At 46.5% G+C, this 23830-nt stretch carries 25 protein-coding genes and 1 pseudogene; 14 read left to right on the forward strand and 12 right to left on the reverse strand.

Features of this window, described 5'->3' with window-relative positions:
- The first annotated feature begins 82 nt into the window (after positions 1-82).
- Entirely contained in the window at positions 83-1462 is a 1380-nt protein-coding gene (nhaD, locus tag MY523_RS17110) for a sodium:proton antiporter NhaD (RefSeq protein WP_370301151.1), read from the forward strand.
- 84 nt (positions 1463-1546) lie between these two features.
- Here the strand turns inward: nhaD and MY523_RS17115 are convergent, their stop codons facing one another.
- From MY523_RS17115 to thiB, 3 genes are read right to left on the reverse strand one after another with little or no spacing between them, the layout of a single operon-like run.
- Complete coding sequence (locus MY523_RS17115) at positions 1547-2146, reverse strand: ATP-binding cassette domain-containing protein (protein ID WP_250655895.1); 600 nt, start codon at positions 2144-2146, stop codon at positions 1547-1549.
- Positions 2139-3701 (reverse strand): ABC transporter permease subunit, encoded by a 1563-nt coding sequence (locus MY523_RS17120; protein WP_250655896.1) that lies wholly within the window; start codon positions 3699-3701, stop codon positions 2139-2141. The genes MY523_RS17115 and MY523_RS17120 overlap by 8 nt, the downstream gene beginning before the upstream one ends.
- A gap of 34 nt (positions 3702-3735) precedes the next feature.
- The gene (gene thiB, locus MY523_RS17125) at positions 3736-4713 is read right to left on the reverse strand and encodes a thiamine ABC transporter substrate binding subunit (RefSeq protein WP_250655897.1); all 978 of its coding nucleotides are present in this window, start codon (positions 4711-4713) and stop codon (positions 3736-3738) included.
- Positions 4714-4785: 72 nt separating this feature from the next.
- Between thiB and MY523_RS17130 the strand changes: the two genes are divergently transcribed.
- A complete protein-coding gene (locus MY523_RS17130) occupies positions 4786-5652 on the forward strand; it encodes a phosphotransferase family protein (RefSeq protein WP_250655898.1) in 867 nt (288 codons plus the stop codon).
- A gap of 60 nt (positions 5653-5712) precedes the next feature.
- Complete coding sequence (locus MY523_RS17135; RefSeq protein WP_250655899.1) at positions 5713-6768, forward strand: SMP-30/gluconolactonase/LRE family protein; 1056 nt, start codon at positions 5713-5715, stop codon at positions 6766-6768.
- Here MY523_RS17135 and MY523_RS17140 read toward each other — a convergent pair.
- A complete protein-coding gene (locus MY523_RS17140) occupies positions 6765-6947 on the reverse strand; it encodes a hypothetical protein (RefSeq protein WP_338021688.1) in 183 nt (60 codons plus the stop codon). The genes MY523_RS17135 and MY523_RS17140 overlap by 4 nt on opposite strands.
- A gap of 44 nt (positions 6948-6991) precedes the next feature.
- Positions 6992-7177: pseudogene (locus tag MY523_RS17145) on the reverse strand (glyceraldehyde 3-phosphate dehydrogenase NAD-binding domain-containing protein); the annotation flags it as partial.
- Between the two features lie 267 nt (positions 7178-7444).
- Here MY523_RS17145 and MY523_RS17150 point away from each other — a divergent pair.
- From MY523_RS17150 to MY523_RS17175, 6 genes are all read left to right on the forward strand, one after another.
- Positions 7445-8002, forward strand: a complete 558-nt coding sequence (locus tag MY523_RS17150; protein ID WP_250655901.1) for a hypothetical protein — start codon at positions 7445-7447, stop codon at positions 8000-8002.
- 185 nt (positions 8003-8187) lie between these two features.
- The gene (locus tag MY523_RS17155; RefSeq protein WP_250655902.1) at positions 8188-9162 is read left to right on the forward strand and encodes a GAF domain-containing protein; all 975 of its coding nucleotides are present in this window, start codon (positions 8188-8190) and stop codon (positions 9160-9162) included.
- Positions 9163-9282: 120 nt separating this feature from the next.
- Positions 9283-10119, forward strand: coding sequence for an SDR family oxidoreductase (locus MY523_RS17160; RefSeq protein ID WP_250655903.1), 837 nt, complete (start codon positions 9283-9285; stop codon positions 10117-10119).
- A gap of 112 nt (positions 10120-10231) precedes the next feature.
- Positions 10232-10894: a cytochrome c oxidase subunit 3 family protein gene (locus MY523_RS17165; protein ID WP_250655904.1), complete on the forward strand. Its 663-nt coding sequence runs from the start codon at positions 10232-10234 to the stop codon at positions 10892-10894.
- Between the two features lie 33 nt (positions 10895-10927).
- On the forward strand, positions 10928-11239 hold the full coding sequence (locus MY523_RS17170) for a cytochrome C oxidase subunit IV family protein (RefSeq protein WP_250655905.1): 312 nt from the start codon (positions 10928-10930) through the stop codon (positions 11237-11239).
- A 68-nt stretch (positions 11240-11307) separates the two neighbouring features.
- Positions 11308-11718 carry a hypothetical protein gene (locus MY523_RS17175; RefSeq protein WP_250655906.1) on the forward strand — a complete coding sequence of 137 codons (411 nt, stop codon included), beginning with the start codon at positions 11308-11310 and terminating at the stop codon, positions 11716-11718.
- 532 nt (positions 11719-12250) lie between these two features.
- Here MY523_RS17175 and MY523_RS17180 read toward each other — a convergent pair.
- The 3 genes from MY523_RS17180 to MY523_RS17190 all read right to left on the reverse strand — a co-directional run bounded on the left by MY523_RS17180 (position 12251) and on the right by MY523_RS17190 (position 13971).
- Positions 12251-12823, reverse strand: a complete 573-nt coding sequence (locus MY523_RS17180; RefSeq protein WP_250655907.1) for a Uma2 family endonuclease — start codon at positions 12821-12823, stop codon at positions 12251-12253.
- Between the two features lie 277 nt (positions 12824-13100).
- Positions 13101-13610, reverse strand: coding sequence for a hypothetical protein (locus tag MY523_RS17185; protein ID WP_250655908.1), 510 nt, complete (start codon positions 13608-13610; stop codon positions 13101-13103).
- 154 nt (positions 13611-13764) lie between these two features.
- A complete protein-coding gene (locus MY523_RS17190) occupies positions 13765-13971 on the reverse strand; it encodes a hypothetical protein (RefSeq protein ID WP_250655909.1) in 207 nt (68 codons plus the stop codon).
- 39 nt (positions 13972-14010) lie between these two features.
- Between MY523_RS17190 and MY523_RS17195 the strand changes: the two genes are divergently transcribed.
- Positions 14011-15177 carry a site-2 protease family protein gene (locus MY523_RS17195; RefSeq protein WP_250655910.1) on the forward strand — a complete coding sequence of 389 codons (1167 nt, stop codon included), beginning with the start codon at positions 14011-14013 and terminating at the stop codon, positions 15175-15177.
- A 66-nt stretch (positions 15178-15243) separates the two neighbouring features.
- Here the strand turns inward: MY523_RS17195 and MY523_RS17200 are convergent, their stop codons facing one another.
- Positions 15244-16230, reverse strand: a complete 987-nt coding sequence (locus tag MY523_RS17200) for an ABC transporter substrate-binding protein (RefSeq protein ID WP_250655911.1) — start codon at positions 16228-16230, stop codon at positions 15244-15246.
- Between the two features lie 193 nt (positions 16231-16423).
- Positions 16424-18256: an ABC transporter ATP-binding protein gene (locus MY523_RS17205; RefSeq protein ID WP_250655912.1), complete on the reverse strand. Its 1833-nt coding sequence runs from the start codon at positions 18254-18256 to the stop codon at positions 16424-16426.
- 143 nt (positions 18257-18399) lie between these two features.
- Between MY523_RS17205 and MY523_RS17210 the strand changes: the two genes are divergently transcribed.
- From MY523_RS17210 to cobD, 4 genes are read left to right on the forward strand one after another with little or no spacing between them, the layout of a single operon-like run.
- Positions 18400-18687: an antibiotic biosynthesis monooxygenase family protein gene (locus MY523_RS17210; RefSeq protein ID WP_250655913.1), complete on the forward strand. Its 288-nt coding sequence runs from the start codon at positions 18400-18402 to the stop codon at positions 18685-18687.
- 15 nt (positions 18688-18702) lie between these two features.
- Positions 18703-18999, forward strand: coding sequence for a hypothetical protein (locus MY523_RS17215; protein WP_250655914.1), 297 nt, complete (start codon positions 18703-18705; stop codon positions 18997-18999).
- A gap of 52 nt (positions 19000-19051) precedes the next feature.
- On the forward strand, positions 19052-19963 hold the full coding sequence (gene cbiB / locus MY523_RS17220) for an adenosylcobinamide-phosphate synthase CbiB (RefSeq protein ID WP_250655915.1): 912 nt from the start codon (positions 19052-19054) through the stop codon (positions 19961-19963).
- Between the two features lies 1 nt (position 19964).
- Positions 19965-20987, forward strand: coding sequence for a threonine-phosphate decarboxylase CobD (gene cobD, locus MY523_RS17225; RefSeq protein WP_250655916.1), 1023 nt, complete (start codon positions 19965-19967; stop codon positions 20985-20987).
- A 4-nt stretch (positions 20988-20991) separates the two neighbouring features.
- Here cobD and MY523_RS17230 read toward each other — a convergent pair whose 3' ends face one another.
- The gene (locus tag MY523_RS17230; protein ID WP_250655917.1) at positions 20992-21360 is read right to left on the reverse strand and encodes a glutaredoxin family protein; all 369 of its coding nucleotides are present in this window, start codon (positions 21358-21360) and stop codon (positions 20992-20994) included.
- A 184-nt stretch (positions 21361-21544) separates the two neighbouring features.
- On the reverse strand, positions 21545-23773 hold the full coding sequence (locus tag MY523_RS17235; RefSeq protein WP_250655918.1) for a patatin-like phospholipase family protein: 2229 nt from the start codon (positions 23771-23773) through the stop codon (positions 21545-21547).
- Positions 23774-23830 lie beyond the last annotated feature (57 nt).

Below are 23830 nucleotides of genomic sequence, written 5' to 3' on the forward strand. Positions count from 1 at the left end.
ATTCTGAAGCAGGGTTTTAGCCATTAGACACTGACCCCTATACGTTTCAATAAAGATTTATTGATTAAAATGAGGACGAAACTTGAAAACCTTACTGCACTCTCTGTTGCTGTTTTTTGCAACAACACTACCCGCTGCGGCATCTGGCGCTTCTCCTGGCGGAGGCAGCCTAAATATGATGGCCACAGGCTTAGGTATTGCTGCGCTAGTGATATTTGTTCTGGCATATAGCCTGGTCATCGCTGAGGAGTTTATCCACCTACGAAAATCAAAACCCGTTATTTTAGCTGCAGGGTTAATCTGGATTTGCGTAGGTTTACTCGCGAAGCAGGTTGAGCATGGCGCTGAATTAATTGAGGGAGCCCTCAATCACAACTTATTAGAATATGCCGCACTATTGCTGTTCTTGCTAACCGCCATGATCTATGTAAACGCAATGACAGACAGAAATATTTTTGAAGCATTGCGCTCCTGGTTAGTTCGAAAAGGCTTTAGTTACCGTCAGCTATTCTGGATTACCGGCTTTTTATCCTTTTTCATCTCACCTATTGCCGATAACCTGACCACCGCATTGCTGATGGGTGCCGTGGTATTAGCCGTAGGCTCTGATCGACCTAAATTTGTTGCGGTTGCCTTTATAAATATCGTGGTCGCGGCGAATGCCGGTGGCGCGTTTAGTCCATTTGGTGATATCACCACGCTGATGGTATGGCAGTCCGGTCATATCGACTTCTTCGGCTTTTTCGCTTTGTTTGTTCCTTCTATGGTTAACTTTTTAATCCCTGCGGCTATTATGCACTTCGCAGTGCCTAATGAGACACCGCCTCCGGGCAATGAAGATGTGTCTGTTAAACGTGGCGGCTTCATCATCTGTGCCTTGTTTATGTGTACCATTGTGACCGCAGTCAGCTTTGAGCAAATACTTCACCTGCCCCCTTTTCTGGGTATGATGATGGGGCTTTCGTATCTGTTCTTTTTCTCTTATTACATCAAGATTACCGAGAGGAACACCTACGACCACACTGCTGAATTCAACATCTTTAATAAAGTCGCCCGTGCCGAGTGGGATACACTGCTGTTCTTCTTTGGCGTTATCTTCTGCGTTGGTGGATTGGGTACGATTGGTTACTTAGGTTATGTTTCACACTTCATGTACGAAGGCTGGGGTCCCACCAATGCCAATATCGTTGCAGGTCTGCTGTCAGCGGTGGTGGATAACATTCCGGTGATGTTTGCGATTCTTTCAATGTCTCCTGATATGGATAACTATCAGTGGTTGTTAATCACCATGACTGCGGGCGTTGGGGGTAGCTTGCTCTCTGTAGGCTCAGCTGCGGGTGTTGCACTGATGGGTCAATCTCAGGGTATGTACACCTTCTTTAGCCATATGAAGTGGAGCTGGGCAATCGGCTTAGGCTATGCCGGAAGTATCTACACGCATTATTTGATTAATGGGGCTTAACGCACTTATTTAGTCTACTACCCATAGGGAGCATTCTGTATATGCTCCCTTTTTTATGTCCTGCTCATTACTCCGCCAAATAGCTTAATTCAGTACTAAACATTCATCTGCCACTTGCTCCACATCTTCTGATTGATGTGTCACCATCAATACGGTTTTACCTTTTTCCTTGGCCGTTTTCTTAACCCAACTAGCCGTCAATAGCCTGGTCTCCGGGTCTAGTTCGGCAAACGGCTCATCCAGTAATACTATCGGCTCAGGCCGCAATAACGTGCGAATCAGGGCGACTCTCTGGCGCTGGCCACCTGACAGGGAGCCAGGCCGCTTATCTAGCTGATCATTAACTTTCAACGTACCAGCCGCCTCGACTAAATCCTGCTTTGGGGCCACGCCCGGAAACCCGAGTAGCAGGTTTTCCATCACTGAGAGGTGCTCAAACAAGTTATGGTCTTGAAACAGATAACTGACTGGACGCTCTTCTACCGGAAGCACATTTAATAACTGCCCTTTCCATTTCACAGCCCCGTCAGATGGCTCGACAAAACCCGCAATCGCACTCAGCAAGGTCGACTTGCCTACCCCACTAATACCTTGTATTGCCAGTATGTTGCCCTCATCTAACTGCAGGTCGTAGTTGAGGTCACGGCCTTCTCGCGTAATCTTTAATTGGCAAATATCAAGCATGTTTGGATTGGGCCTTTTCAAATAACCATAAAATCAATGCACATAACGCTAGCAGTATAAGCGATGCCATGCTGGCTTCTGCAATACGGTAGGTTCCTGCATAGCCGTATATCAACCAAGGCAGTGTCGTCCATTCTTGAGTGCCAAAAATTGAAAAGATGGCAACATCACCCATCGACAGCACGAGCACCAGCGCATAACTGGAAAGAAAAACCGACCTGACAAAAGGCCACTCTATTTTCCAAAGAGACCATCCTTTAAGCTTCAATGATCGGGCCAATGCGCCATATTGCGCGTCAAACTGATACAACCTGGGTTTGAGTTTCTGCACCGCAAACGGCACTACCATCGCTGTATTCAAAATAGCCACAAATACAATGCCCCACTGGTCAATATCTATAATCGGCAGCCAGAATATAAACATCCCCACTGAAATCACCATCGCCGGAGCGACCAGTGCATGGGTCGCCAACCATTCCAGCACCAACCGCTTACGAGATAAACCCGATGCATTAAACTGCCTGATAGGGCTGAGCATCGAATACGCCAACGCCATTCCAACAGATGCGGCGATGACCCCCAAGGCCAGCGTCGTCAGTGTGGGCTTAATCAAGGGCAGCCATTCCAGGCGCAGCTGATCGCCCTCAGCAAACCCCAAAAGCAAGGCAAGTATCGGCAACAACAATATGCCCCAAACAAGGTAGTAACCGCATTTCATTAACCTTAGTCGCCAGCCTACAGGGCGAGGCTTCCACTCATGACTTCCGGTATCAACCGATAACCACCCTGTGCTGCCAAAGCGGGAAACCATCAAAAATAGCCCACCAGCAATCAGTAGCTGAACCCAGGCCAGCATTAGCGCTTCGGGGATATTAAAGTCGTACTTCAAGGCCTGATAGATAGCCACTTCAAGCGTAGTTGATTGAGGCCCGCCCCCTAGCGCCAGCACCGTCGCAAAGCTGTTAAAGCAGAGCACAAAAATAAAACCAAACAGCACCAGCATCGTGCCTCTCAAACTGGGCCATTCGATAATGCGCAACCGTTGCCAGCGGCTCAGTTTAAGCTGCACCGATAACTTCCAGCTGCTATCAGGTATGCTTTTCAGCTGTTGATAAAGCCCCCTCACTGCAAAAGGCATATTGAGATAGATATGTGCGATAAGAATGCCATTCAGTCCATATAGATTCCATTCGTGACCCGTAGCGCTGATAATGAGCGGTGATAACAAACCTGAACGGCCCAAGAGGGCGACAAGCCCGGTAATAAGCACCAGAGAAGGCATCACAAAACAGAGTAGACAAAGCGCTAAAAAGCCACGGCGGGCAGGCAAACCAGGAATGTAATAAAGCGCTCGGGCAATAGGCCAAGCCAGAACCACAGAACACACCGCACTCAGCAATGCCTGCTTAACTGAGAAGGCCAGTATGCCGTAAAAGTAGTGGTCACTTAGCAGTGCCCAGTCAGGCCCCTGATTACTGAAGCCTATTAACCCTTGAAAGGCAAACACAGTGGTTAACACTGTTAGAGCCAGGCTAACCCAACCAGCTATCTTCATCGCTTTTCCAGTGGCCTAAACATTATCTTAGGCGCTATCGAGTCGCGCTGCTTCGCCACTCTTTCAACCATTTTTTACGCTGTTTTGCCACCTGTGTTGAAGAGAACCCAATCCGCTCAGGCATGATAAGTTGTGAAAAAACATCTGGCAGTTCCACTCCATCAATAACCGGCAGCATCCAGTTGTTAGTGGCAATAATTGTCTGAGCTTGCGGTGAAATGAGAAACGCCAACAGTTGCTGGGCAAGCGCTTTATTGGGTGATGTTTTGGTAATCGCCGCCACTTCTATCTGTGCCACATGGCCTTCTGAAAAAGCAGCCGCTTTATACTGAGACTTATTCTCCGTGACCACATGATAGGCGGGTGATGTATTGTAACTCAGCACATAATCAGCATCGCCTTTTAGGAACATGCTGTAGGCTTCCCACCACCCTTTTGTGACCGTGACCGTATGCGTTGCCAACTGCCCCCAGGCTTTATTCGCCTGATCACCATAAACGGATTTAACCCACAGCATTAACCCTTGACCTGGGGTGCTGGTTCTTGGGTCTTGGTAGATGACCGAAGCATCTGACTCAATAAGCTCACGCAGTGAAGTAACGGGCGATTTAACCTTACGGCTATCATATACAAACGCAAAATAGCCGTAGTCAAAGGGAACAAAGTCCGGGTCATGCCAGTTAAGCTCTTGCTTTAGCCCCGTTAATGAAATGTTATGAGACTGAACAAGTCCTTCGTTTCGGGCACTCTCAATCAGCGCATCATCAATACCCAGTATCACATCTGCCTTAGTCTTTCGTTTTTCAATCCTCAACCGGTTCAGGATACTCACGCCGTCTTCGACCGCAATAAACTCAATGTCACACTGGCATTGAGCCTCAAACGCCTTTTCCAACTTGGGGCCAGGCCCCCATTCAGAGACAAATGAGTCATAGGTATAAACGGTCAGGTCAGCAGCAAATGTCGGAACAGACACCCACAGTAAAGCGGCAGCAAAAAGTGTTTTTTTCATAAGTATAAGATCGGGCATTAGAGGTAAAATATTGAAAAATACTAACACACTCCTTTCGGAGGGGCGACGACAATGGCAGCTCAGCCCGGTGCAAACACGGCAATAATAAATTCTGTGAATGCGTTTCTTGGCAAATCAGTGGTGTGGACGGCCATTGAAACCCAAGGCACAAGCAATCACCACTTCCGTGGACTGCATGAGGCACAAAATCTGATCCTCAGAATCAATGCGACCAAAACCGTGGCATTTGGCGCTTCTCGCCAATCCGAGGCCATGGCGCTTGAACTCATTCAAGACTTCGACTGGTCGCCCACCGTCATCAAAAACAACTGGCAAGAGGGCTGGTGCTTAATGCAGGATCACGGCTCAGCAGTTGCGTCAGAGACTAGCCAAACCGTCACCAGCCAGCTTCTGGCATCCATTGCTGAATGGCAAACGATTGCTGTCGATAGCCATTCCTCATTTGACCATTCCTCACTTGACCATACGATACAGCTTGGACATACCCTGCGATTTAACTATGCCACGCTATTTGAAACATATCGCAACAAGATAGAAAACAGCTCTAATATTTCATCGAGCCGACGTCACACTGAATTGCTCGATCAACTGATTGACCGGTTTGACCGTCTACCAACTGTACCCCTCTGCTTGACCCACCACGACCTTCATCCTGGCAACCTGTGCCTTGATGGGCACCAGCTAATCGTACTTGATTGGGAGTATGCAGGGTTTGGAAACCCCTGGTTTGACGCCGCGTCATTATGCGGTAAGTTTGGCATAACAGCCGACGTCATTGGTTCTTTACCGGCATTTAAACAGATTCAAAAAAATCAATTAACGCAAGGATTAACAAATGCGTTATGGTTAACAAAGGCACTTGAAACGCTCTGGTACGCGGTTAGGGGTAGCGATGGCGTCCACACCCAGCATGATTGAGTACCCAGGCCGTTTATATTTTGCAGCAACTCTTAACAACAAAAATAAACAAGGAAAGATATGAAACCCATTACAACAATTTCACTGGCCATTTTTATTACGCTGATCTGCATACAGGGCTACCGTACTATTGAAGGGGCAGGCCTTTTATACCCTATCGAGCCACACTTTTCCGGCCAATGTAAGGCCATAGAGGGCGTCACCGGAGCAGAAGACATCACCATCGATCACGCTAACCAGTTTGCCTATATCTCTGCTGATGACAGACGAGCCATCATGGCTGGCGCACCTGTCAGCGGTGGCATTTATGGCCTGAACCTATCTTCAGCCGATGCAACCCCCATTCTGTTAACAGAGAAGTTCTCTGACGATTTTCACCCTCACGGCATTAGCCTTTATCATGGCGACAATGAAACAAAGTCATTGTTTGTTATTAACCACCTCAACAGTGGAAAACAGCAGGTAGAAATCTTCGATATTTCATCAAATGACCAACTAACTCACCGCCAAAGTATTACCTACCCTGAATTAATTACGCCGAATGACCTGGTCGCCGTCGGTCCTTCACAGTTTTATGCCACCAATGATCATCGTTATCCCCGTGACAGCATCATGCAGGCTGTTGAAGACTACTTAGGCCTGCCGTTATCAACGGTGAGTTATTTTGATGGCAAAGAAGGACAGCTTGTCGCATCCGGCTTTCAATATAGCAATGGCATTGCTATCACCCCAGACTTAAAAACAGTGTATGTTGCTGAGATCATGGGGCGAAAAATCAACGTGTTCGAGAGGGATTTGAATGATGGCTCGCTGACAAAACAAGGCGAAACTCCCGTCAACACTGGCGCGGACAATCTTGAGTGGGATGACAAAGGTAATCTATGGTTGGGAGCTCACCCCCGTCTACTGGACTTTGTCGCACATGCCAAAGACAAAACAGAAATCTCACCATCACAAGTGATCAAGATCGAGCTTAATTCAGCAGAACCTAAAGTATCTGAAGTCTATTTAAGTGACGGAAGCGATATCTCTGGCTCTACGGTAGGTGCGGTTAGCGGAGAAATCCTGTTGATTGGATCGGTGTTTGAAGAACATATACTCAAATGCACACTTTAGTGGGGCGAGATATTTGCATTGCCGTGCGCCGGTAGAGCAGTTGAAATAACCATTGTCGCCAATAGAAACAGACTGGATGCCAGGCCCGATAGCACTGTACCAATTAACCGCCCCATTGAGTTGGCCATGTAGTAAAACCCTACATCCAGTGCCCCCCCTTTCTTCCTTGGCAAAATCAAGAATAAGAAACTGCTTTCCCATCAATAATCAGTGTCTGCTAATCTTGCGCCTCTGCTTCATCGCTCCATGGCCCATGTACCGAATCAAAGTTGATAAGATGCGCAGCCGTATTCGCATCTCCACTAATCTCATTAATATGAACGATCTGAATAGCAGGCCAAGCCCACGCTTCTCGCAGCGCTAACCGGCCCATGCTTCCAAAACCGTTAATAGCGACTTTAATGGTCATGTGGCGTTCCTCATTAAACAAATTTCAATTACCTAACAACACCAATAACGTCGCTATACTCCAAACAAAAAGTTTAATTTGATGTTTAAAACACAACAGTTTTGTACGCGTTAGTTAGTTCAACGCCAACTCTGTTAACACTCAATTTATTATTAATTATCAATATCTTATAAAAAACCTATGAACCCTCAATTTACTGTGGCATAAGCGTTGCTGTTATCACCAATGTGATCTTTAGATTTTAGAAAAAAGATTGAGGTAAATATCATGAGTATAATTAATTATGCTTTTCAGCTGATTCAACAACGAGCAACATCACTGATAATCCTGGCTGGGAGCACCCTTATCACTTCATGTGGTGGTCAGCCGGTTCAGGTTCCTGATGACGCTAATTATGCCATATTTAATGTTCAGGTTAGCGGTGGACCAGGCCCGGGACCTGTCTCTATAACCTGGGATGTGGTGGTGCGGGACGACAACCGGGGCGGGGTTAGTCCCATCGTTTCGCTGTGGGATGATGATGCGGCGCTCCGTTTCGGCGATGACCTACTCATCAAGTCTCAGCTAAATGATGTCGTCAGGCCTGCAACAAGGGGAAACCATCGAGTTCAAACGGGGTTAACGCTGGAATGTACCCCGGTTTTTGAACTACGAGGAGGAACAGGCGGTGGCGGCACTATCCTGGAGGGTGGAGGCTCTGGCGAAGGGGGGCGAGAATGTTTTTTTTGCGGCGTGGATGAGGCCGAAGTATATGCAAAAGTGAGCCGCGCAGATGGCACCGGCGCCGAAGAATCTTCACGAATTGATATCGATTGTTTCCACTAGGCGAGTAAATATGGCAATACTCTAACAGGCAACGATGAGGCCCTCGTAAGGCATTAACACCTTACGATGCCCAATAAATATGTAACGCCACAGCTGCCAACACTTAGTTTCATACCATTAATCCTAAAACTGTGTTATCTGATACAATCAGAGTTCACCATAATCACCATGCAAACCCAACGACTATGACTCCCTTTGCAGAACTCCCAACAGATGTTCAACTGTCAAAAAACCTGGAACTCACCAATGCGATTACTCATGCATTAACTCAGTTTATCGCAGAGGCAAACCCTTACATTTTATTTAATGGTTTACTCGACAGCCTGCTGCAGCTAACTGAGAGTGAATATGGGTTTATTGGCGAGGTGTTTTATAACAATACTGGCAAACCCTATATTCAAAGCTATGCGACGACGAATATTTCATGGAGCCAGGAGACCCGGGAACTCTACGAAAAAACAGAAAAACAAGGCCTGACATTCTCAAAACTAAACACGTTATATGGCGCCATACTCAAAACAGGGAAGTTTGTTATTTCAAATGACCCAGCCAATGACCCTAGAAGCGGTGGCCTGCCCAAAGGACATCCACCTCTTAATAAGTTTCTGGGAATACCTTTTTTCAGCGGTGATAGCCTGTTGGGCGTGGTGGGCATTGCCAACCGAAAAGCGGGCTATGACGAATCGCTTATCGAATACCTTGACCCTTTCCTGACCACCTGCGGCAACCTGATTCAAGCCTACCGAAATAACCAACAGCGGCAGATGGTCGAACAAGAGCTTCAGTCATATAAAAGAAGACTATCTGCTTTGATGGCTAAACGGGCAGAAACAAATACTCAACAATCAACTAATCCCCCTCTTAGCCACGATGCCCCGCCCATTAGCCTGGGCAACGGCTATGCCTATATTGAAGAGCAACAAACCCTGATACTCAATAACGAAGTCTTGCCTCTGACAAAAAAAGAGTCGTTACTGCTTCAACTGTTGGTTGAACACCGAAACCAGATAACCGACCACCGCACGATTGAATCATTTGTCTGGAAAGATGTGGTGGTCAGCGAATCATCTATTCGAGCGCTGGTTCTGCGGTTGAGGAAAAAGCTTCCTGGCGTCACCATCAAGACCATTTCGGGTATCGGCTTTTTACTGGCCATTTGAACGCCGCTATAAATATCACGAAAATTTCACTCATCTTTCACGGCTTACTCACACCCTGCTCCCCCTCCCCTGATACATTATTTAGACCCACCACATACCGTTAATCATTAGGGGCTGAATATGAGCAAAGTTGTATTAATCACCGGCGCAACATCTGGAATGGGTAAAGAGACTGCATTGCTGTTAGCTAAAAGCGGCTATACCGTTTACGCAGGAGCCCGATCAAAAACGAGCCGCGACGAACTGGAGCAAGAAGCTACATCTCAGGGGCTATCGCTCAAGACGGTACTTTTAGATGTATGTGATAGCGACTCAGTAGCCAACGCTGTTGGCACAATCAAACAACAAGCTGGCCGAATCGATGCGTTAGTCAATAATGCCGGTTTTGGTCTTGTCTCCACCGTAGAGGATGGCACTGACGAAGAGTTTATTAAGCAATTTGATGTCAACGTGTTCGGCGTCTTCCGCCTCTGTCGCGCAGTACTGCCGATTATGAGAGAGCAAAGATCCGGCGTGATTATTAACGTGAGTTCTTTCCTTGGCAAAATGGGGCTACCACTTTTAGCCCACTACAATGCCTCAAAATACGCGGTTGAGGGCATTACAGACTCACTACGGTATGAGGTTGCGCCTTTTGGCATTCGTGTTAACTCTGTACTACCCGGGCTATTTAAAACCAACTTTGTCAATAAGGGGCTGGTGGCGAATCAACAGACGATGGCGGAAGATTCACCGTATCAAAAACAGGTTTCTCACTTCGTTCCTATCGTGGCGCAGAAAATTAATGAAGGGCCTTCACCTGTTGCCGTCGCTAATACAGTGAAAAGCGTGCTTGAAGACGATAACTCACCTATTAGTACGCCCGTTGGTGCAGAAGCCGAAACCTTTTTACCAATGGCGAAACAGATGACCGCTGAAGCGTTCGAGCAGGAAATTAAAAAGACATTTTCATTTTAGTCATTCAGCTCAAAGCGTATGATGACAAGTGAGGTATTGGTACTTTCAGGCGTGGCGGGTATTTATTATTCGCCTGACCTGCCAGCCATATTAGTAGACGTTAGGGCTAATTATGAGCACTTCAGATAGCCACCTTCGAGATAGCACTCTGGCACTGGACTTATCCAGCGAGTCCCCTCCAGAGTCAGTCCCCCAAGACAGGCTGAAACAAGCCTTTGACCCGAAAGTTATTCCTGGAAACCCTGCAATATGGGTGGGTATTTTTTCTGAGCTTACCGAGTTCGGTATCTTTTTTGTTATCTACTTTATCGCTCGCGCCCATTACCCTGAAGAGTTTTTGGAAGGCCCCCTTCAATTACATACCACCGCAGGCACTATCAACACATTAGTCCTGATTACCAGCAGCTTTTTCGTCGTCAAAGGTATTTTTTCACTGCGTGACGGTAAGCCTGATGCCGCAATACGATGGCTTTGGGGAACTGTCGGCGCAGGTATACTCTACCTGATCATTAAGTATTGGGAATACGAATGGAATGTAGACAAGGGCATCGAAGTGAATAGCAATAACTTCTTTGCCGTGTATTACTACACCACCTTTAACCACATGCTGCATGTAGGCTGGGGCAGCGGAGGTATTATATGGGCGATTACCCAAATTAAGTCGGGGCGATATGACGCCCAGAATCACTCCGGATTAATCGCCGCTGCTTGCTATTGGCATATGATTGACCTAGCCTGGATTATGATTTTCCCTCTGCTTTATGTGCTTCGTTAAATATGTACTTGGCTAAAAAGCCAGGAGAACAGGATGAATAAATTATCTAGCTTAACGACAAACGGCCGCCACCTTGACGTTTATTGGCTATTACTTATAGCCATGACGCTCATTAGTGCTGCGATTGCTGAAAAAGCCGAACCCAGCCTGCTTATTACCATCGTGATAGCCGCGATGATAGTGATTAAGGCACGACTCGTGATTGACCACTTTATGGAGCTAAAAAGCGCCTCGCCTTATATTTATCACTTAATGAATGCTTATTTTTACCTGTTTCCACTGATGGCAGTGTTAGTGTGGCTATTTCCAGAAACGCTGGCGGAGTGGACTCGGTTAGGGCCTTGAATGTTTGCAAATCCATCAGGTAGAATAAATTCTCAAATGGATGAAAGTTATTTAAAAAGGATTTTGACATGTCAAACTGTATTGGCTGGGCGGAAGAGTTCCAACAAAACATGGACGCATTAGGCGTTCCAGCACCCACCTCATTATTCGATTCCTATGATAAAGCAGTTACTACACTAGGGAATATAATCGCCGTAAGCAGTATAAACCTTGGCGTCTCAGCAGCAGCCGTGTTGTCTGGTGAGCTTGGTGCTGCTCCATTGACCATAGGGCTTGCAGCCCTGAGTGCATCTGCTTATGCTGGCATGGTTACAGGCAGCATGATGGTCGCCACATCCAAACAATTAGGCTGTGCCATGAAAAGCCGAATCATGCCTGTAACTGTAAATACTTTTTTAATTAAAAATGGTATTTACGATGGAGGCAGGGTTTACGCCGAAATGCATAAAAATCCTCAACTGATGGCAATGACGGTTTAGTATGAAACTATGGGATATCTTCACTTTAGTGCTTATCATTTGGTTCTTAACTGCACTAATCGCTTGGCCTCTATTAGATATAATATGGGTTAAATCAGGCAAAATTCCTCCTAGCTCAGGCTGCTCTCTTGCTGACATAAAGCGCATACGGGAAAGAGGTTTTTTATTCCATTATTCAGCTTTTAAGCGTTATAAAGAATATAAAGGGAAGAAAAAACAGTCTATCTGGGTTCTTATCGATGAGTATAAAAGGGATATGTCAATGCGTTAACCAATTGTATGCTATGGTTCCCAGCTCTCGTAGTGGGAGCCTCCCGCTTAACCAATTTAGCCGTTATTATGTCTTTCGAGCGCAGGGCTCCCTCTCACAAAAAAAGAATACCTATTGAAATATCCAGTCAGCACCTAATGGTGGGCACGCACCCTATAATTGAAAAATAATCGATGATATGAAGGCAGCAATAGACGATGGGCGAGCATTAGATGACCCATGTTTTAAAGACCAAATAGCTGACAATACGACAGGAGCTGTTTACCCAATTAACCCCAACACATCTTCGTATATATCCTTTACTGGCTGCTCAAGGCCAATAGATTCAATGCGCAATGTATCGCCGTCGCTCAATCGCTCTAGATCGAATGAAGATCCTGAGCGCCTGTAAACATCAACAGCGACACAGTTCTGAGAGATTAAAATATACTCTTTTAACGAAGGTATCTTGCTATATGCGTTCAGTTTTTCTAAGCGATCCTTTGATTCTGTGCTGTCTGATAGCACTTCAATCAAGATACACGGCTTATCTTCGTAATACTCACTTTGTGGATTCTCATCACAAGAGACCATAACATCGGGATAATAGAACAAATCCAGGTCTTGGGCGCAAATACGAACCTTCATATCCGAAACATACGTCCGGCAAGAACTGCCCTTTAAGTGCGCCCTCAAAAAGCTTGAAACAGTAACAGCAATTAAATTATGAGTTCGACTAGCCCCAGCCTGGGCAACGACAAAGCCATCAGCATATTCATGACGAACTTCGCTGCGCGCCTCTGCTTCTAGATATTGCTCAGCAGAGACCCGAATATCTTTATATGCAGTAGCCATACCTGCCCTCACTTTTCACTCAATCTTTGTATATCGTCAAGACAGCTTACCCCAAACCGTAGCCTTGATGAAGAGAGGAACGAGCGGAATCAGGGTTTTGTATTCGATCCCTAGAAATATGAACGCGGGACATAAGGCGGCTAACATCCCTTGATTCCAGTCGTACCTCCTTTCATCACGGCTACTGACTAATATTAAATACCCGTGCTATTACCGGGTTACAAAAAGCAGGCTCGTTAATACAAACCATCCTCGATATTCACAATTCCTCCTTGAATTATATTTCTTTTAGACTTTTCACTACTTCCAGCATATCTATACCTGAGCTTTCTATCGCAACCCAAAACAACGGGCGTGCCTTGTTATAAATAACCGAAAATTCCTTGGCCTGATAGGTAAGTCGATACACCACAAGGTTATTTAGCTCAAACTTTTCTCGCGACAACTCATTTTCAGCTACGCTCTGTTTGAGCATATTGAGGCTTTTGTTTTTTGTCGCTGTAGAGCCATAGACTACAGACAAAAACTCAGCAGCCGAGATATTGTAATCATCAAAGTTTTGATAGTTATTAAGAGAGAACACCACTTTTTTTGAATGATCATTAAAAGATATGATTAATGAGTCGCTTGAGTTAGCCCCTACAAAGTCGGGCGACGGCGGGACAACGAAGTAGTATCCGCCAAATGCTATTGTCGCACTTTGGGTCGTTGAGCTTGAGATAGAAGAACAGCCTTCGATCAAAAATAAAAGACTGATAAATAGATATGAAGTTAAACGGGTTTTCATTGCATAGATTCCTTTCTTGCAGTCGCGACACTATAGCAAATAGAATTTCACAATCAACCAGCATAAGCATTCAAATAACTTAGCCACCACCTTTATATATAACAGTCATAAATTGGTTCAGTGGCTACCTGAAACACTAGCCGAGCGAGCATGACTAGACCGTTGATGGGTGAGTCACCGTAGCCTTGATGAAGAGAGGAACGAGCGGAATCAGGGTTTTGTTTTCGCTCTCTAAAAATATGGACATGGGCAATATTGCGGCTAATGTCCCCTTGATTTCAGTCGTACCTCCTTTCATCACGGCTACACACAATACCTGTCTGTTCTCTAATAACTTGGCTCTACCCTCCATAACAGGCATAATCTCGCCGCAGTTAATGTCTATTGAGCAGGTGTCGTTGTGGAATTATTAAAAGTCGAGTTCTTGGGTAAAAACCTTCGGTTAGAGGGCTCGATGGCGGGCTGGCAGCAGCTATTTTGGGGTGATGCGCTGGTGTCTGAAATTGCGGCGTCAGCAGATGATGCTGAACCAAAAGTTCATCACTTCGAAATGCAGTTTATGCGTCAGAACGCGAGTGCGGAGTCCAGTAATTCGGACGACAACCCGACAGCCGATTGCAGCGAAATCACACCTGAAGCGCCTGCAATAGAACTTGTTCAATGTCGCCTTGAAGTTGATCTTCAATGGCAACCATTTAGCCTTCAGTACCGTGTATTGGTTAATGGCCATGACTACGTTGCAGGTGAGCGGAACACTAAAGACATCGAGCAGCAAGTTCCCGAACGCCCTGTAGAGACTAAAACAAAACTGAGCTTGATTGGTTTGGCTTCTCTCGGCATGAAACTTCTTAAAAGTGCCAAACTGATTAAGGTAGTACTGGCTGGCGCGAGCCTTGCGGCCTATTCCTGGTTTTTCTCATTTCAATTTGCGATAGCGCTATTGGCCTGCCTGGTATTTCACGAGTATGGCCATATTAGAGCCATGAAGTATTTCAATATGCCCACCAAAGGCATCTACTTAATCCCCTTTTTTGGCGGAATGGCATTAACAGATGGAAAGATAAATACCCGTTGGCAAGATGTTGTGATCTCTATTATGGGGCCATTTTTCGGCCTCGGTATGTCACTGTTCTGCATGGTCGGTTACTGGATTACCGATAATGTTTTTTTTGCCGGACTGGCAACGTTCAATGCACTACTAAATATAATTAACCTGTTACCCATCCTGCCGTTGGATGGAGGCCATATTCTTAAAAGTGTAACCTTTTCAATGAACAGCAAGGTCGGGTTGATTGTTTGTATCGTAGCCGCTGCATTTGGAGTGTGGCTGAGCTACGCCTTAGGCCTGGCACTGCTGGGGTTTCTACTGCTCATCGGCAGTGTTGAGATATTTTTTGAGTGGAAGGGCCGACATCAAAGTCACCTGCTGCCACTTGATCGCTACGGGCAGGTATTTACAACGGTTTGGTATTTGCTAACTGTTGCCAGTTTTGTCGCGATCATCTGGTATTTTGCCAGCTCTGGTGACACGCTACTAAGCCTGCCCTTACAGATATTGCAAAGCTAGCGGAAAGTGCTGAAGCCTGGCTTGCATACACCTCTAGCATACCAACACGGGCCAGATGAACACGGTCTACTTGAATATGGCGTGCTTCACAATATCCTCAGGTAGCGTAATACCAAATCGCTCCAGTTGCCTTTGATTGAAGTATACCGCAACGGTCTGATCAATTTCGGGAAGCATTGATAGCGGTGAGGCACCTTCAAGGATGCTGAGCACAATCAACCCTGCCCGCCTTCCGTGTGTTCTCCCCTGAATCACCAACGCCCCCATCGCACCATCGTCGCCAACCGTATAATCCTGATTAACAATGATCGGTATTTGACTTGCGGCCGACATAGCTGCAATGGCTTCAGAGGCAGACAGATACTTGCCGTTTTCATCCTTGATATTAAAGTACGCAAGCGGAAGCACAATATCATAGTGCTTATGAACCGTTTTTAAGGTCTCTATCCAGCCAGCCCAAGTGCTGACCGTTTTTACATCGGCCACAATACCGGTTGTTGCAAGTTTTTTTTGATCCAGCAAGGTATTTTTCAATTCCGCCTGCGATGTTTGGCTTTCACCCGCAAGCAGCAATATTCGCTTCACACCAGGCAACACTCGGGAAACAAATCTAATAGTGCCCATGATAGGCGTTCGCTCAAGCACCCCTGTCATATTAGGGGGGAGTATTCCACCAGAAAAGTACACTCTCGGGTTATGGTTAATACCCAAAAACACCACTGGCACTGGCTCCTCGGCAAGTCGCGGGCCAAGTAGCCTAAGCGCGTTATCATCGCCTAGCATCACCAAATCAGGCTTGGATGCTTGATACTTCTGCCAAGCCAAATCTGCACGTTCTTGAAACGCTGACTCGGGCAGCTGTTTTGTATTCATAAAGAAGGTATCGAGGCTAACCGTCGTTGAAAGCACCTCTTTGACGCCATCTTCACACTGTTGCGTCCAGGGGAAGGACTGGTGATAACTTGAAATCAGCAGCACTGATTTCTGCGCAGACCAGCTATGGGCGGAAAAAAAGAGGCTAAAAAAAATGACTAGAATAAGGGGCAACTTCATATCTATCGCCTGTTTTCATTTACGTCTGCGAGCACTCGCAGCATAAAAAGCAATAACAACAAAGATCCCTTTATCTAATCAAATACCACCTGTCTTATGCAGCAAGTACTCTTAATTTAGTATAGTCCCGATTAATGACAGCGACGGAAGATGAAACAAAAAACTTACGCCATCCACTTAGAATCTAATAGCCTTACGCATCAACCCCTATAAAGCCGCCCGACTGATGAGCCCACAGCTGGGCATATATTCCACCGTTCGCGGCCAGCTCCTGATGTGTTCCTTGCTCGACGATTTGACCCTCATCCAAGACAATCAAGCGATCCATCGCTGCAATCGTTGATAAGCGGTGTGCTATTGCAATCACTGTTTTTCCTTCCATTAGCTTGGTCAGGCTATGTTGTATGGCCGCTTCAATTTCCGAATCGAGTGCAGAGGTGGCTTCATCCAACAACAGTATCGATGCATTTTTCAACAGCACTCGGGCAATGGCGATACGTTGACGCTGCCCTCCCGATAGCTTAACCCCCCGTTCACCCACTTGAGCATCATAGCCTTTGCGGCCTTTCAGGTCAGTCAGTCCCTGAATAAACTCATGCGCTTCAGCGAGTTTTGCCGCCGCTATCATCTCTTCTTCTGTAGCATCAGGGTGGCCATACAGGATATTGTCTCGTACAGAGCGGTGTAGCAGTGAGGTATCCTGCGACACCATGCCTATTTGCGCGCGCAGGCTATCTTGCGTAACGGTTTTAATATCCTGACCATCGATTAATACGCGGCCTTCCGCCAAATCATGAAACCTCAATAACAAATTGACCAAGGTTGATTTACCGGCCCCGGAGCGCCCCACTAACCCAACCTTTTCGCCCGGTTTAATATGCAGGTTCAAGTCATCAATAATTCCACTTTTTTTACCATAGTGAAAACCAACATGGTCAAACCGCAGCTCACCATTAGTCACCACCAGCGCTTTAGCATCGTGAGCATCCGTGACTTCTAGCGGCTGGGATAATGTGGTCATGCCATCATTTACCGTACCGATATTTTCAAACAACGCACTGACTTCCCACATGATCCACTGGGCCATGCCGTTTAAACGAAGAGACAAACTGACTGCAATCGCAATCGCCCCTACTGAAATAGCATTTTCCATCCACAACCAGATCGACATGGCGGCGACACAAAATACCAATGCATAGTTGAGCGCGTGAACACTTGCATTCAACCCCGTTGCCAAGCGCATCTGCTTATATACCGTACCTAAAAACTCATCCATGCTCTCTTTGGCATAATCAGATTCCCGCTTGCTGTGAGAGAACAACTTCACCGTGGCAATATTGGTGTAGCTATCAACAATACGGCCGGTCATCGAAGATCGCGCATCAGCCTGATGGGTTGCCACCTTTTTAAGTTTGGGCACAAAATAGTATTGCAGAGCAATATAGAGCACCAGCCACACCACAAGAGGCATCATTAAACGCAAGTCTGCTTGAGCAACCAGTACCAGCATCGCAACAAAATAGATGGCGACGTAGACCATCACATCAAGCAGCTTCATAACTGCTTCTCTCACCGCTAACGAAGTTTGCATCACTTTTGTGGCAATACGACCGGCAAAGTCGTTTTGATAAAATGACATACTCTGGCGAAGCAGATAGCGGTGCGCCATCCAGCGGATTTGCATGGGGAAGTTACCCAACAACGCCTGGTGCACAATAGCTGCGTGCAGCAGCACCAGCAGCGGCATCCCAACTAGCAACAGTAGCCCCATTCCCAGCAGGGTCAGGCCTTCTTCCTGCAGTAACGTATCAGGTTGCTTTACGTTGAGCCAATCAACCAGCTCACCCAAAAAACCAAATAATCCCACTTCCAAAATTGCTAATAACGCCGTCAGAACGGTCATCAGTATTAATGGGGCTTCCATACCTCGGGTATAGTGGCGACAAAATGCCAGCAGGCTGCCTGGTGGTTGGCCGGGTACAGAAGACGGAAAGGGCTTAATAAGCTTTTCAAAAAAGCGAAACATAGTAAAACCAGATAAATTCTTAAGATGAAGGTAGGTGAGGAGTGCTATTGTAGCCTGATATCAGAAGCAAAACATTCAAAAAATACATCTCACCATGTTATTCTGACGATCAATTCAAGGAGCCAAAAAGGGAGTGCCACGCAATGTATGCCGTCATATTTAAAGCAGAAATTGCTCAACTTGATGATGAATACAGTGCCACGGCCGCGCGCATGAGGGAGCTTGCAACGAGCCAATATGGTTGCCTGGAGTTTTCAGCCTGTTGTGAGGAAAACCGGGAAATAGCCATCTCATATTGGCCCAGCCTTGAACATATCAAACGCTGGAAACAAGACCCGGAGCACCTGGCCGCTCAGAAACAGGGCCGGAATAAGTGGTATCACAACTATCAGGTACAAGTGGTCGAACTGCTACGACAGTACAGCCATTAAGGATTTCAATCGATTATGAATGCACTAAGAGAAGTCATCGCGGTAGTGGTTTTTATCGTTGCAGTGGTATCGCTGAGCAACCTGGTTCTTAATGGCTTTGATGGCCGTTTGCTGATAGCGACCGTTATATGCTTTATCGCAGCGTATATTATCTGGCCAAGCAAACGGAAAGGCGCTCGACAAGGGGACAATAGCCTACTTGATATTATAGAGTTTATTATCGAGTTACCGATTGACCTGTTTCTATGGCTATTTCGCTCGATTACACGGATTTTCAGAAGCAATGACAGCCACCTTGATATAGACTTATAGCGCTTGCAAATATGAGCCCCATATAAGCCTAAACTCACAGTTGCTGTAATTCATGGTTATTATTCAGATTCTTACTGCCTTCATTTTAGACAGGCTGTTAGGTGAACCTAAAGACAATCACCCACTAGTCATTTTTGGCAACATTGCCAACACCGTAGAAAAGCGAAGCAATCACGCCCAATCAACCCGAGTAGACGGCGCAGCCTCTTATTTGATTTGCGTGACGCCGATTATAGTGGCCACTGCAATACTGCAACTCACGCTATTCGACTCAGGGCTGTCAGCATTAATATTTGGCGCTATAACCCTGTATATCACCATTGGTTGGCAAAGCCTGTTTGAGCATACCAGCGCCATTATGAAGCCACTCCAACAAGGCAACCTTGAAGAAGCAAAGCAGAATCTGGCGATGATCGTAAGCCGAGATACCCAAGAACTTGAAGAACCAGAGATTGTATCAGCGACTATAGAAACACTACTGGAAAACGGCAATGATGCTATATTCGGTGCACTATTCTGGTTTCTATTGTTAGGTCCCGTGGGGGCGGTGTTGTATCGCCTAACGAATACTCTGGATGCCATGTGGGGGTACAAAAATGAGCGGTTTCTGCAATTTGGCTGGGCAGCCGCGCGATTGGACGACCTGTTAAACTGGGTTCCCGCCAGACTCTGCGCCTATAGCTATGCACTGGCAGGCAATTACCATTCAGCCATGCAGAGCTGGAAAACTCAGGCAGCAAAGTGGAAAAGCCCGAATGCAGGCCCGGTCATGGCAGCCGGAGCAGGCGCGCTTTCGATCACTATAGGAGGCGACGCAGTTTACCATGGCACGAAAGAGTCGAAGCCAGTGTTGGGCATGGGTGAACCACCAACCCTGCAAGATATACAAGAAGCCCAGTCTCTCATAAACAAAGCGCTGTTTATTTGGTTAGCCACGCTTACTATCTTGTTCCTGGTTGCTTGAAATGTTAATACACGGAGGAAACCTTACTGTTGCAGCCATGAATTATGGTATTCCAGCTGACCAGTGGCTAGACCTGTCGACGGGCCTGAACCCTATTCCATGGACACTGAGACATCCTATCCCGCCAGCGTATATAGAACGCCTTCCCTACCCGGATAGCGAACTTATTGAAGCGGCCGCAAGCTACTATGACAACACAAATATTCTGCCCGTAGCCGGGTCACAGGCCGCCATTCAGGTACTGCCCAAGTTAATTAACACCCAAACCGTTGCTGTCCCAGCTATCGGCTATGAAGAGCACCGTTACCATTGGCAGCAAAACGGTCACCAGCTATTACCTTACGACCCTTATATCGATGACCTGTTAAGTATTGCCAGAGACCAGCAGCCATCCGTCATGCTGGTCATCAACCCCAATAACCCGACCGGGCACCTTTACAACAGAAAGGAACTACTGAAGCTACTAAGCATTATTGAAGGCTATGGCGGTCTACTTATTATCGATGAGGCGTTTATTGATACCAACACGGCGCATAGCTTATCAAGTGACTCATCAGGTTCGCTGATTGTATTGAGATCTATTGGAAAGTTTTTTGGTCTGCCAGGGATTCGGACAGGGTTTGTGATTGCGGGCGAACAATGGCTTCACAAGATAGATTCGGCTTTAGGCCCTTGGACAGTCAGTGGGCCAAGCCAGTGGATCGCTTCGCAGTGCCTGAGAGACCAGACCTGGCAACAACGCACGATAAAAACACTTAAGCAGCTCGCAGCAGAGCAGGCAATAGTTTTGTCGGAAGAACTTCAGCGCTTTGGTGTTGATAACCATCAGCGAACAGACTTCTTTATCTCATTCCCAATGGAAAGCAGAGTTGCAGAGAAATTGAAAACACACTTCGGGAAGCAGGGAATACTGCTAAGAAAAATTGAGCTGGGTACTCAGCGCAGCCTATTGCGGTTTGGTCTATGCGCTGACGACAAAGCGTTAGCGTGTGTTCAACAAGCTGCGTCTAGTTTTATTCTGTAATCAATTAAACGGTCTGGGCGATATTCTGTTCCAGATAACTAATAATATCAGATGACTCATACATCCAGCGCGTTTCACCGCCTTCCTGGATTTTCAAACAGGGCACTTTAAGCTGTCCACCCTGCTCTAACAACTCACTTTTATACGACTCATTTCGCTTGGCATCACGGGTTTCAATATTCAACGAGTTTCGCTTCATCGCCCGACGAACCTTCACACAAAAAGGGCAGGCTTCATACTGATACAGCGCCAAGTTAGCGGTTTTATTATCGATGGCACGCTGATCTTCCGCAGATCGCTTTATGCCTCTAGGTGTAAACAACCAGTTCAACGTTAAAATCAAACGTCCAAGAATCCAACGAACAACAGCCATCTGGCAACCTCCACATTTCAAAAACAGTCAGGCAAAGCGCTTAGCTACCTGAATTGGGCGGGCATTCTAACATAAACTGGCGGAGGGTCATCACTTGGCTAACTCGTTTTCACACATCACGAAACAAGCCACTATCTAATCTCGGGTCACTGTCTGCACAACCAAAGCGTCGGAGTAAAAGCGGCTAAAAAAGCGCATAAAAATCGTAACCCAGCATCAGGTAGATAGCCTGGTTATCACTGTCAGCATAACTACCCGCAAACGTTACCGGTCCGAGAGGCGTATCACTTCCAACAAAAACAGTGTAAGAGTCCAACACATCTCCCCAACTGGCATCGTCCAAATCTTGCCATACGTTACCTGTCTCGTAGGAAAAACCGGCCATATAAGGGATAAAAGGGCCACCAAATTCTCGATAAGCAATAACGCTTGCCAAGGCGGCATCATGGCCGACAAACGTATCACGGCTATAACCAGATAAATTAAACAGCCCCCCCAGTGAAACCAGATTACTTAGCGCCGCTTGATCTCTTACCATTTTTGCAGCGCTTAAACGACCTACAACGGTATAACGGTTGACCGTATAAGCGCCGCCCACCAACGCTGCAACTCTGTCATAGTCAAGTGTAGCCGCCAAGTCCTGTCTGGATGCTTCCCATTCTGCATGAAAAAATACCCCTTCATGTGGGAGAAATAGCTTATCAAGCGAATCGTAGGTAAACGACGTCGATATACTGCCTACATCTTCGTTTAACTCAGTAATAGGCTCGTTTCCAACATCAAGCTTTAGATTGGCTTTACCTAATATATATTCAACACGTAGTTCAGCATTGCTGCCAAACTCACGCCCAACAGCAGCGCTCAGGTTGGTTTCTGTAATATCCCACTCTGAAAGCTTATCTGTTTGATTAAATACGGGAAGTGTCCTTTCTTCATAGAGACCTCCAAGCGCAACAAAGTAATCCAGAAAACCCGGGATAGGCTGATAAAACTCGGTTTCCAAAAAGGGGTGGCTACCTAATTGCAATGATGTTTGCCACTCAGCCCCCCACCTGTTCAATGAGGTCTGGTCATAATGGAGTGCGATATTGAAGTCTGTATCATCAGTGAGGTTGTCTTCAAAATTAAGCCCAAACCGCAAGTAGTCAGGCCCCCATGACTTTTCAACTGCGCTCACTTGAAGCACACTCTCGCCCTTATCATCAATCAAGTCGTAGGTCACTCGCTCAAAATACCCCAAGCCATAAATAACATTGATATCATGCTCCAGAACCTCCCGGTCTAACGGCTTTCCAACAGGCTGACTAATACGAGAAGTAATAAACTCGGGCGATATTCCCGATTGATTCACCACTTCAATCCGGTCAATACTACCGATTGGCTCTGCCGCCCTCGTACGCTTTTCCTGAAACGCCAACCAACTCTCATCGTCAATAGAGAGAGCCTTGAGCGCGAGCGCACTATTTCTTGCTGATGTCGCCCCCATTTCAACAATTTCATCACTAAGCTGAAAATCACCCGAACCGGCGCCCTGCAAGTCAGGGATGAGCAAAATATCTTGTGGTGTCAGGCTAGCGAGTTGTTCTTCCACATTCCTGCGCGTTAACAAGTTAGTTAATTGCTCCACGACCCCGACTAGACTATTTACCTCGTCGGCCTCTAACAGCGGAGAGCTTATATCCACCGCTATAATAAGCTCAGCACCCAAATCCCTTGCCACGTCTATCGGCAAGTTATCTGATATTCCGCCATCAACTAATAAACGTCCCTCATACTCTACTGGTGGAAACGCGCCTGGAATTGACATACTGGCACGCATCGCTGTCGCCAGGCTGCCTTTGCTCACAGCAACGGTTTCTCCCGTTCCGATATCAGATGCAACCGCTCGATATCGAATGGGGAATTGGTCAAAATTATCTATATGCGCAGCATGAGACGTTAACTCGCTCAGCAGCAACATCAGCTGTTGTCCTTGAATCAGCCCTTTACGAAATTTTATACCGTCCGAATCGACACCTAGAACCAGATCGGTTGCAAAATCAAAGTCATCTTGTTTACGACGGAAAGACTTGTCCGCACGGGATGACTCATCAGTAAACCCTTTATCCCAGATCATTCGATGAAACCGCTCTTCAATTTCATCAACCGGTAAACCCGAAGCATAGAGCCCAGCTACCGCTGAGCCGGCACTCGTCCCCACCACAATATCAACAGGTACTTTCATTTCTTCGAGTACTTTTAGAACGCCAACATGCGCCAGACCTTTAGCGCCACCACCACTGAGCACCAAACCGATAACAGGTCTCTGCGGTGTTTCTCTTGATGGGGTCGCGTCGGCCGCCGAGCATGTGAAGGTTAAAGAAGATAGCAGCAGCGCGTATATAAGAGAGGTTATAAGCTGTTTGCCAGCCATAAAGATCGTTCCTTGATAAAGAGAAGTTCAAAAATAAGTCATTGTTGTCATTAGTAT

The sequence above is a fragment of the Alkalimarinus coralli genome (assembly GCF_023650515.1).
GTDB lineage: Bacteria > Pseudomonadota > Gammaproteobacteria > Pseudomonadales > Oleiphilaceae > Alkalimarinus > Alkalimarinus coralli.

Coding starts and splice junctions, on each gene's coding strand:
- MY523_RS17115 (WP_250655895.1), bottom strand. CDS start 2,146: ATGCTTGATATTTGCCAATTAAAGATTACGCGAGAAGGCCGTGACCTC.
- MY523_RS17120 (WP_250655896.1), bottom strand. CDS start 3,701: ATGAAGATAGCTGGTTGGGTTAGCCTGGCTCTAACAGTGTTAACCACT.
- thiB (WP_250655897.1), bottom strand. CDS start 4,713: ATGAAAAAAACACTTTTTGCTGCCGCTTTACTGTGGGTGTCTGTTCCG.
- MY523_RS17130 (WP_250655898.1), top strand. CDS start 4,786: ATGGCAGCTCAGCCCGGTGCAAACACGGCAATAATAAATTCTGTGAAT.
- MY523_RS17135 (WP_250655899.1), top strand. CDS start 5,713: ATGAAACCCATTACAACAATTTCACTGGCCATTTTTATTACGCTGATC.
- MY523_RS17150 (WP_250655901.1), top strand. CDS start 7,445: ATGAGTATAATTAATTATGCTTTTCAGCTGATTCAACAACGAGCAACA.
- MY523_RS17155 (WP_250655902.1), top strand. CDS start 8,188: ATGACTCCCTTTGCAGAACTCCCAACAGATGTTCAACTGTCAAAAAAC.
- MY523_RS17160 (WP_250655903.1), top strand. CDS start 9,283: ATGAGCAAAGTTGTATTAATCACCGGCGCAACATCTGGAATGGGTAAA.
- MY523_RS17165 (WP_250655904.1), top strand. CDS start 10,232: ATGAGCACTTCAGATAGCCACCTTCGAGATAGCACTCTGGCACTGGAC.
- MY523_RS17170 (WP_250655905.1), top strand. CDS start 10,928: ATGAATAAATTATCTAGCTTAACGACAAACGGCCGCCACCTTGACGTT.
- MY523_RS17175 (WP_250655906.1), top strand. CDS start 11,308: ATGTCAAACTGTATTGGCTGGGCGGAAGAGTTCCAACAAAACATGGAC.
- MY523_RS17180 (WP_250655907.1), bottom strand. CDS start 12,823: ATGGCTACTGCATATAAAGATATTCGGGTCTCTGCTGAGCAATATCTA.
- MY523_RS17185 (WP_250655908.1), bottom strand. CDS start 13,610: ATGAAAACCCGTTTAACTTCATATCTATTTATCAGTCTTTTATTTTTG.
- MY523_RS17190 (WP_250655909.1), bottom strand. CDS start 13,971: ATGCCTGTTATGGAGGGTAGAGCCAAGTTATTAGAGAACAGACAGGTA.
- MY523_RS17200 (WP_250655911.1), bottom strand. CDS start 16,230: ATGAAGTTGCCCCTTATTCTAGTCATTTTTTTTAGCCTCTTTTTTTCC.
- MY523_RS17205 (WP_250655912.1), bottom strand. CDS start 18,256: ATGTTTCGCTTTTTTGAAAAGCTTATTAAGCCCTTTCCGTCTTCTGTA.
- MY523_RS17210 (WP_250655913.1), top strand. CDS start 18,400: ATGTATGCCGTCATATTTAAAGCAGAAATTGCTCAACTTGATGATGAA.
- MY523_RS17215 (WP_250655914.1), top strand. CDS start 18,703: ATGAATGCACTAAGAGAAGTCATCGCGGTAGTGGTTTTTATCGTTGCA.
- cbiB (WP_250655915.1), top strand. CDS start 19,052: ATGGTTATTATTCAGATTCTTACTGCCTTCATTTTAGACAGGCTGTTA.
- cobD (WP_250655916.1), top strand. CDS start 19,965: ATGTTAATACACGGAGGAAACCTTACTGTTGCAGCCATGAATTATGGT.
- MY523_RS17230 (WP_250655917.1), bottom strand. CDS start 21,360: ATGGCTGTTGTTCGTTGGATTCTTGGACGTTTGATTTTAACGTTGAAC.
- MY523_RS17235 (WP_250655918.1), bottom strand. CDS start 23,773: ATGGCTGGCAAACAGCTTATAACCTCTCTTATATACGCGCTGCTGCTA.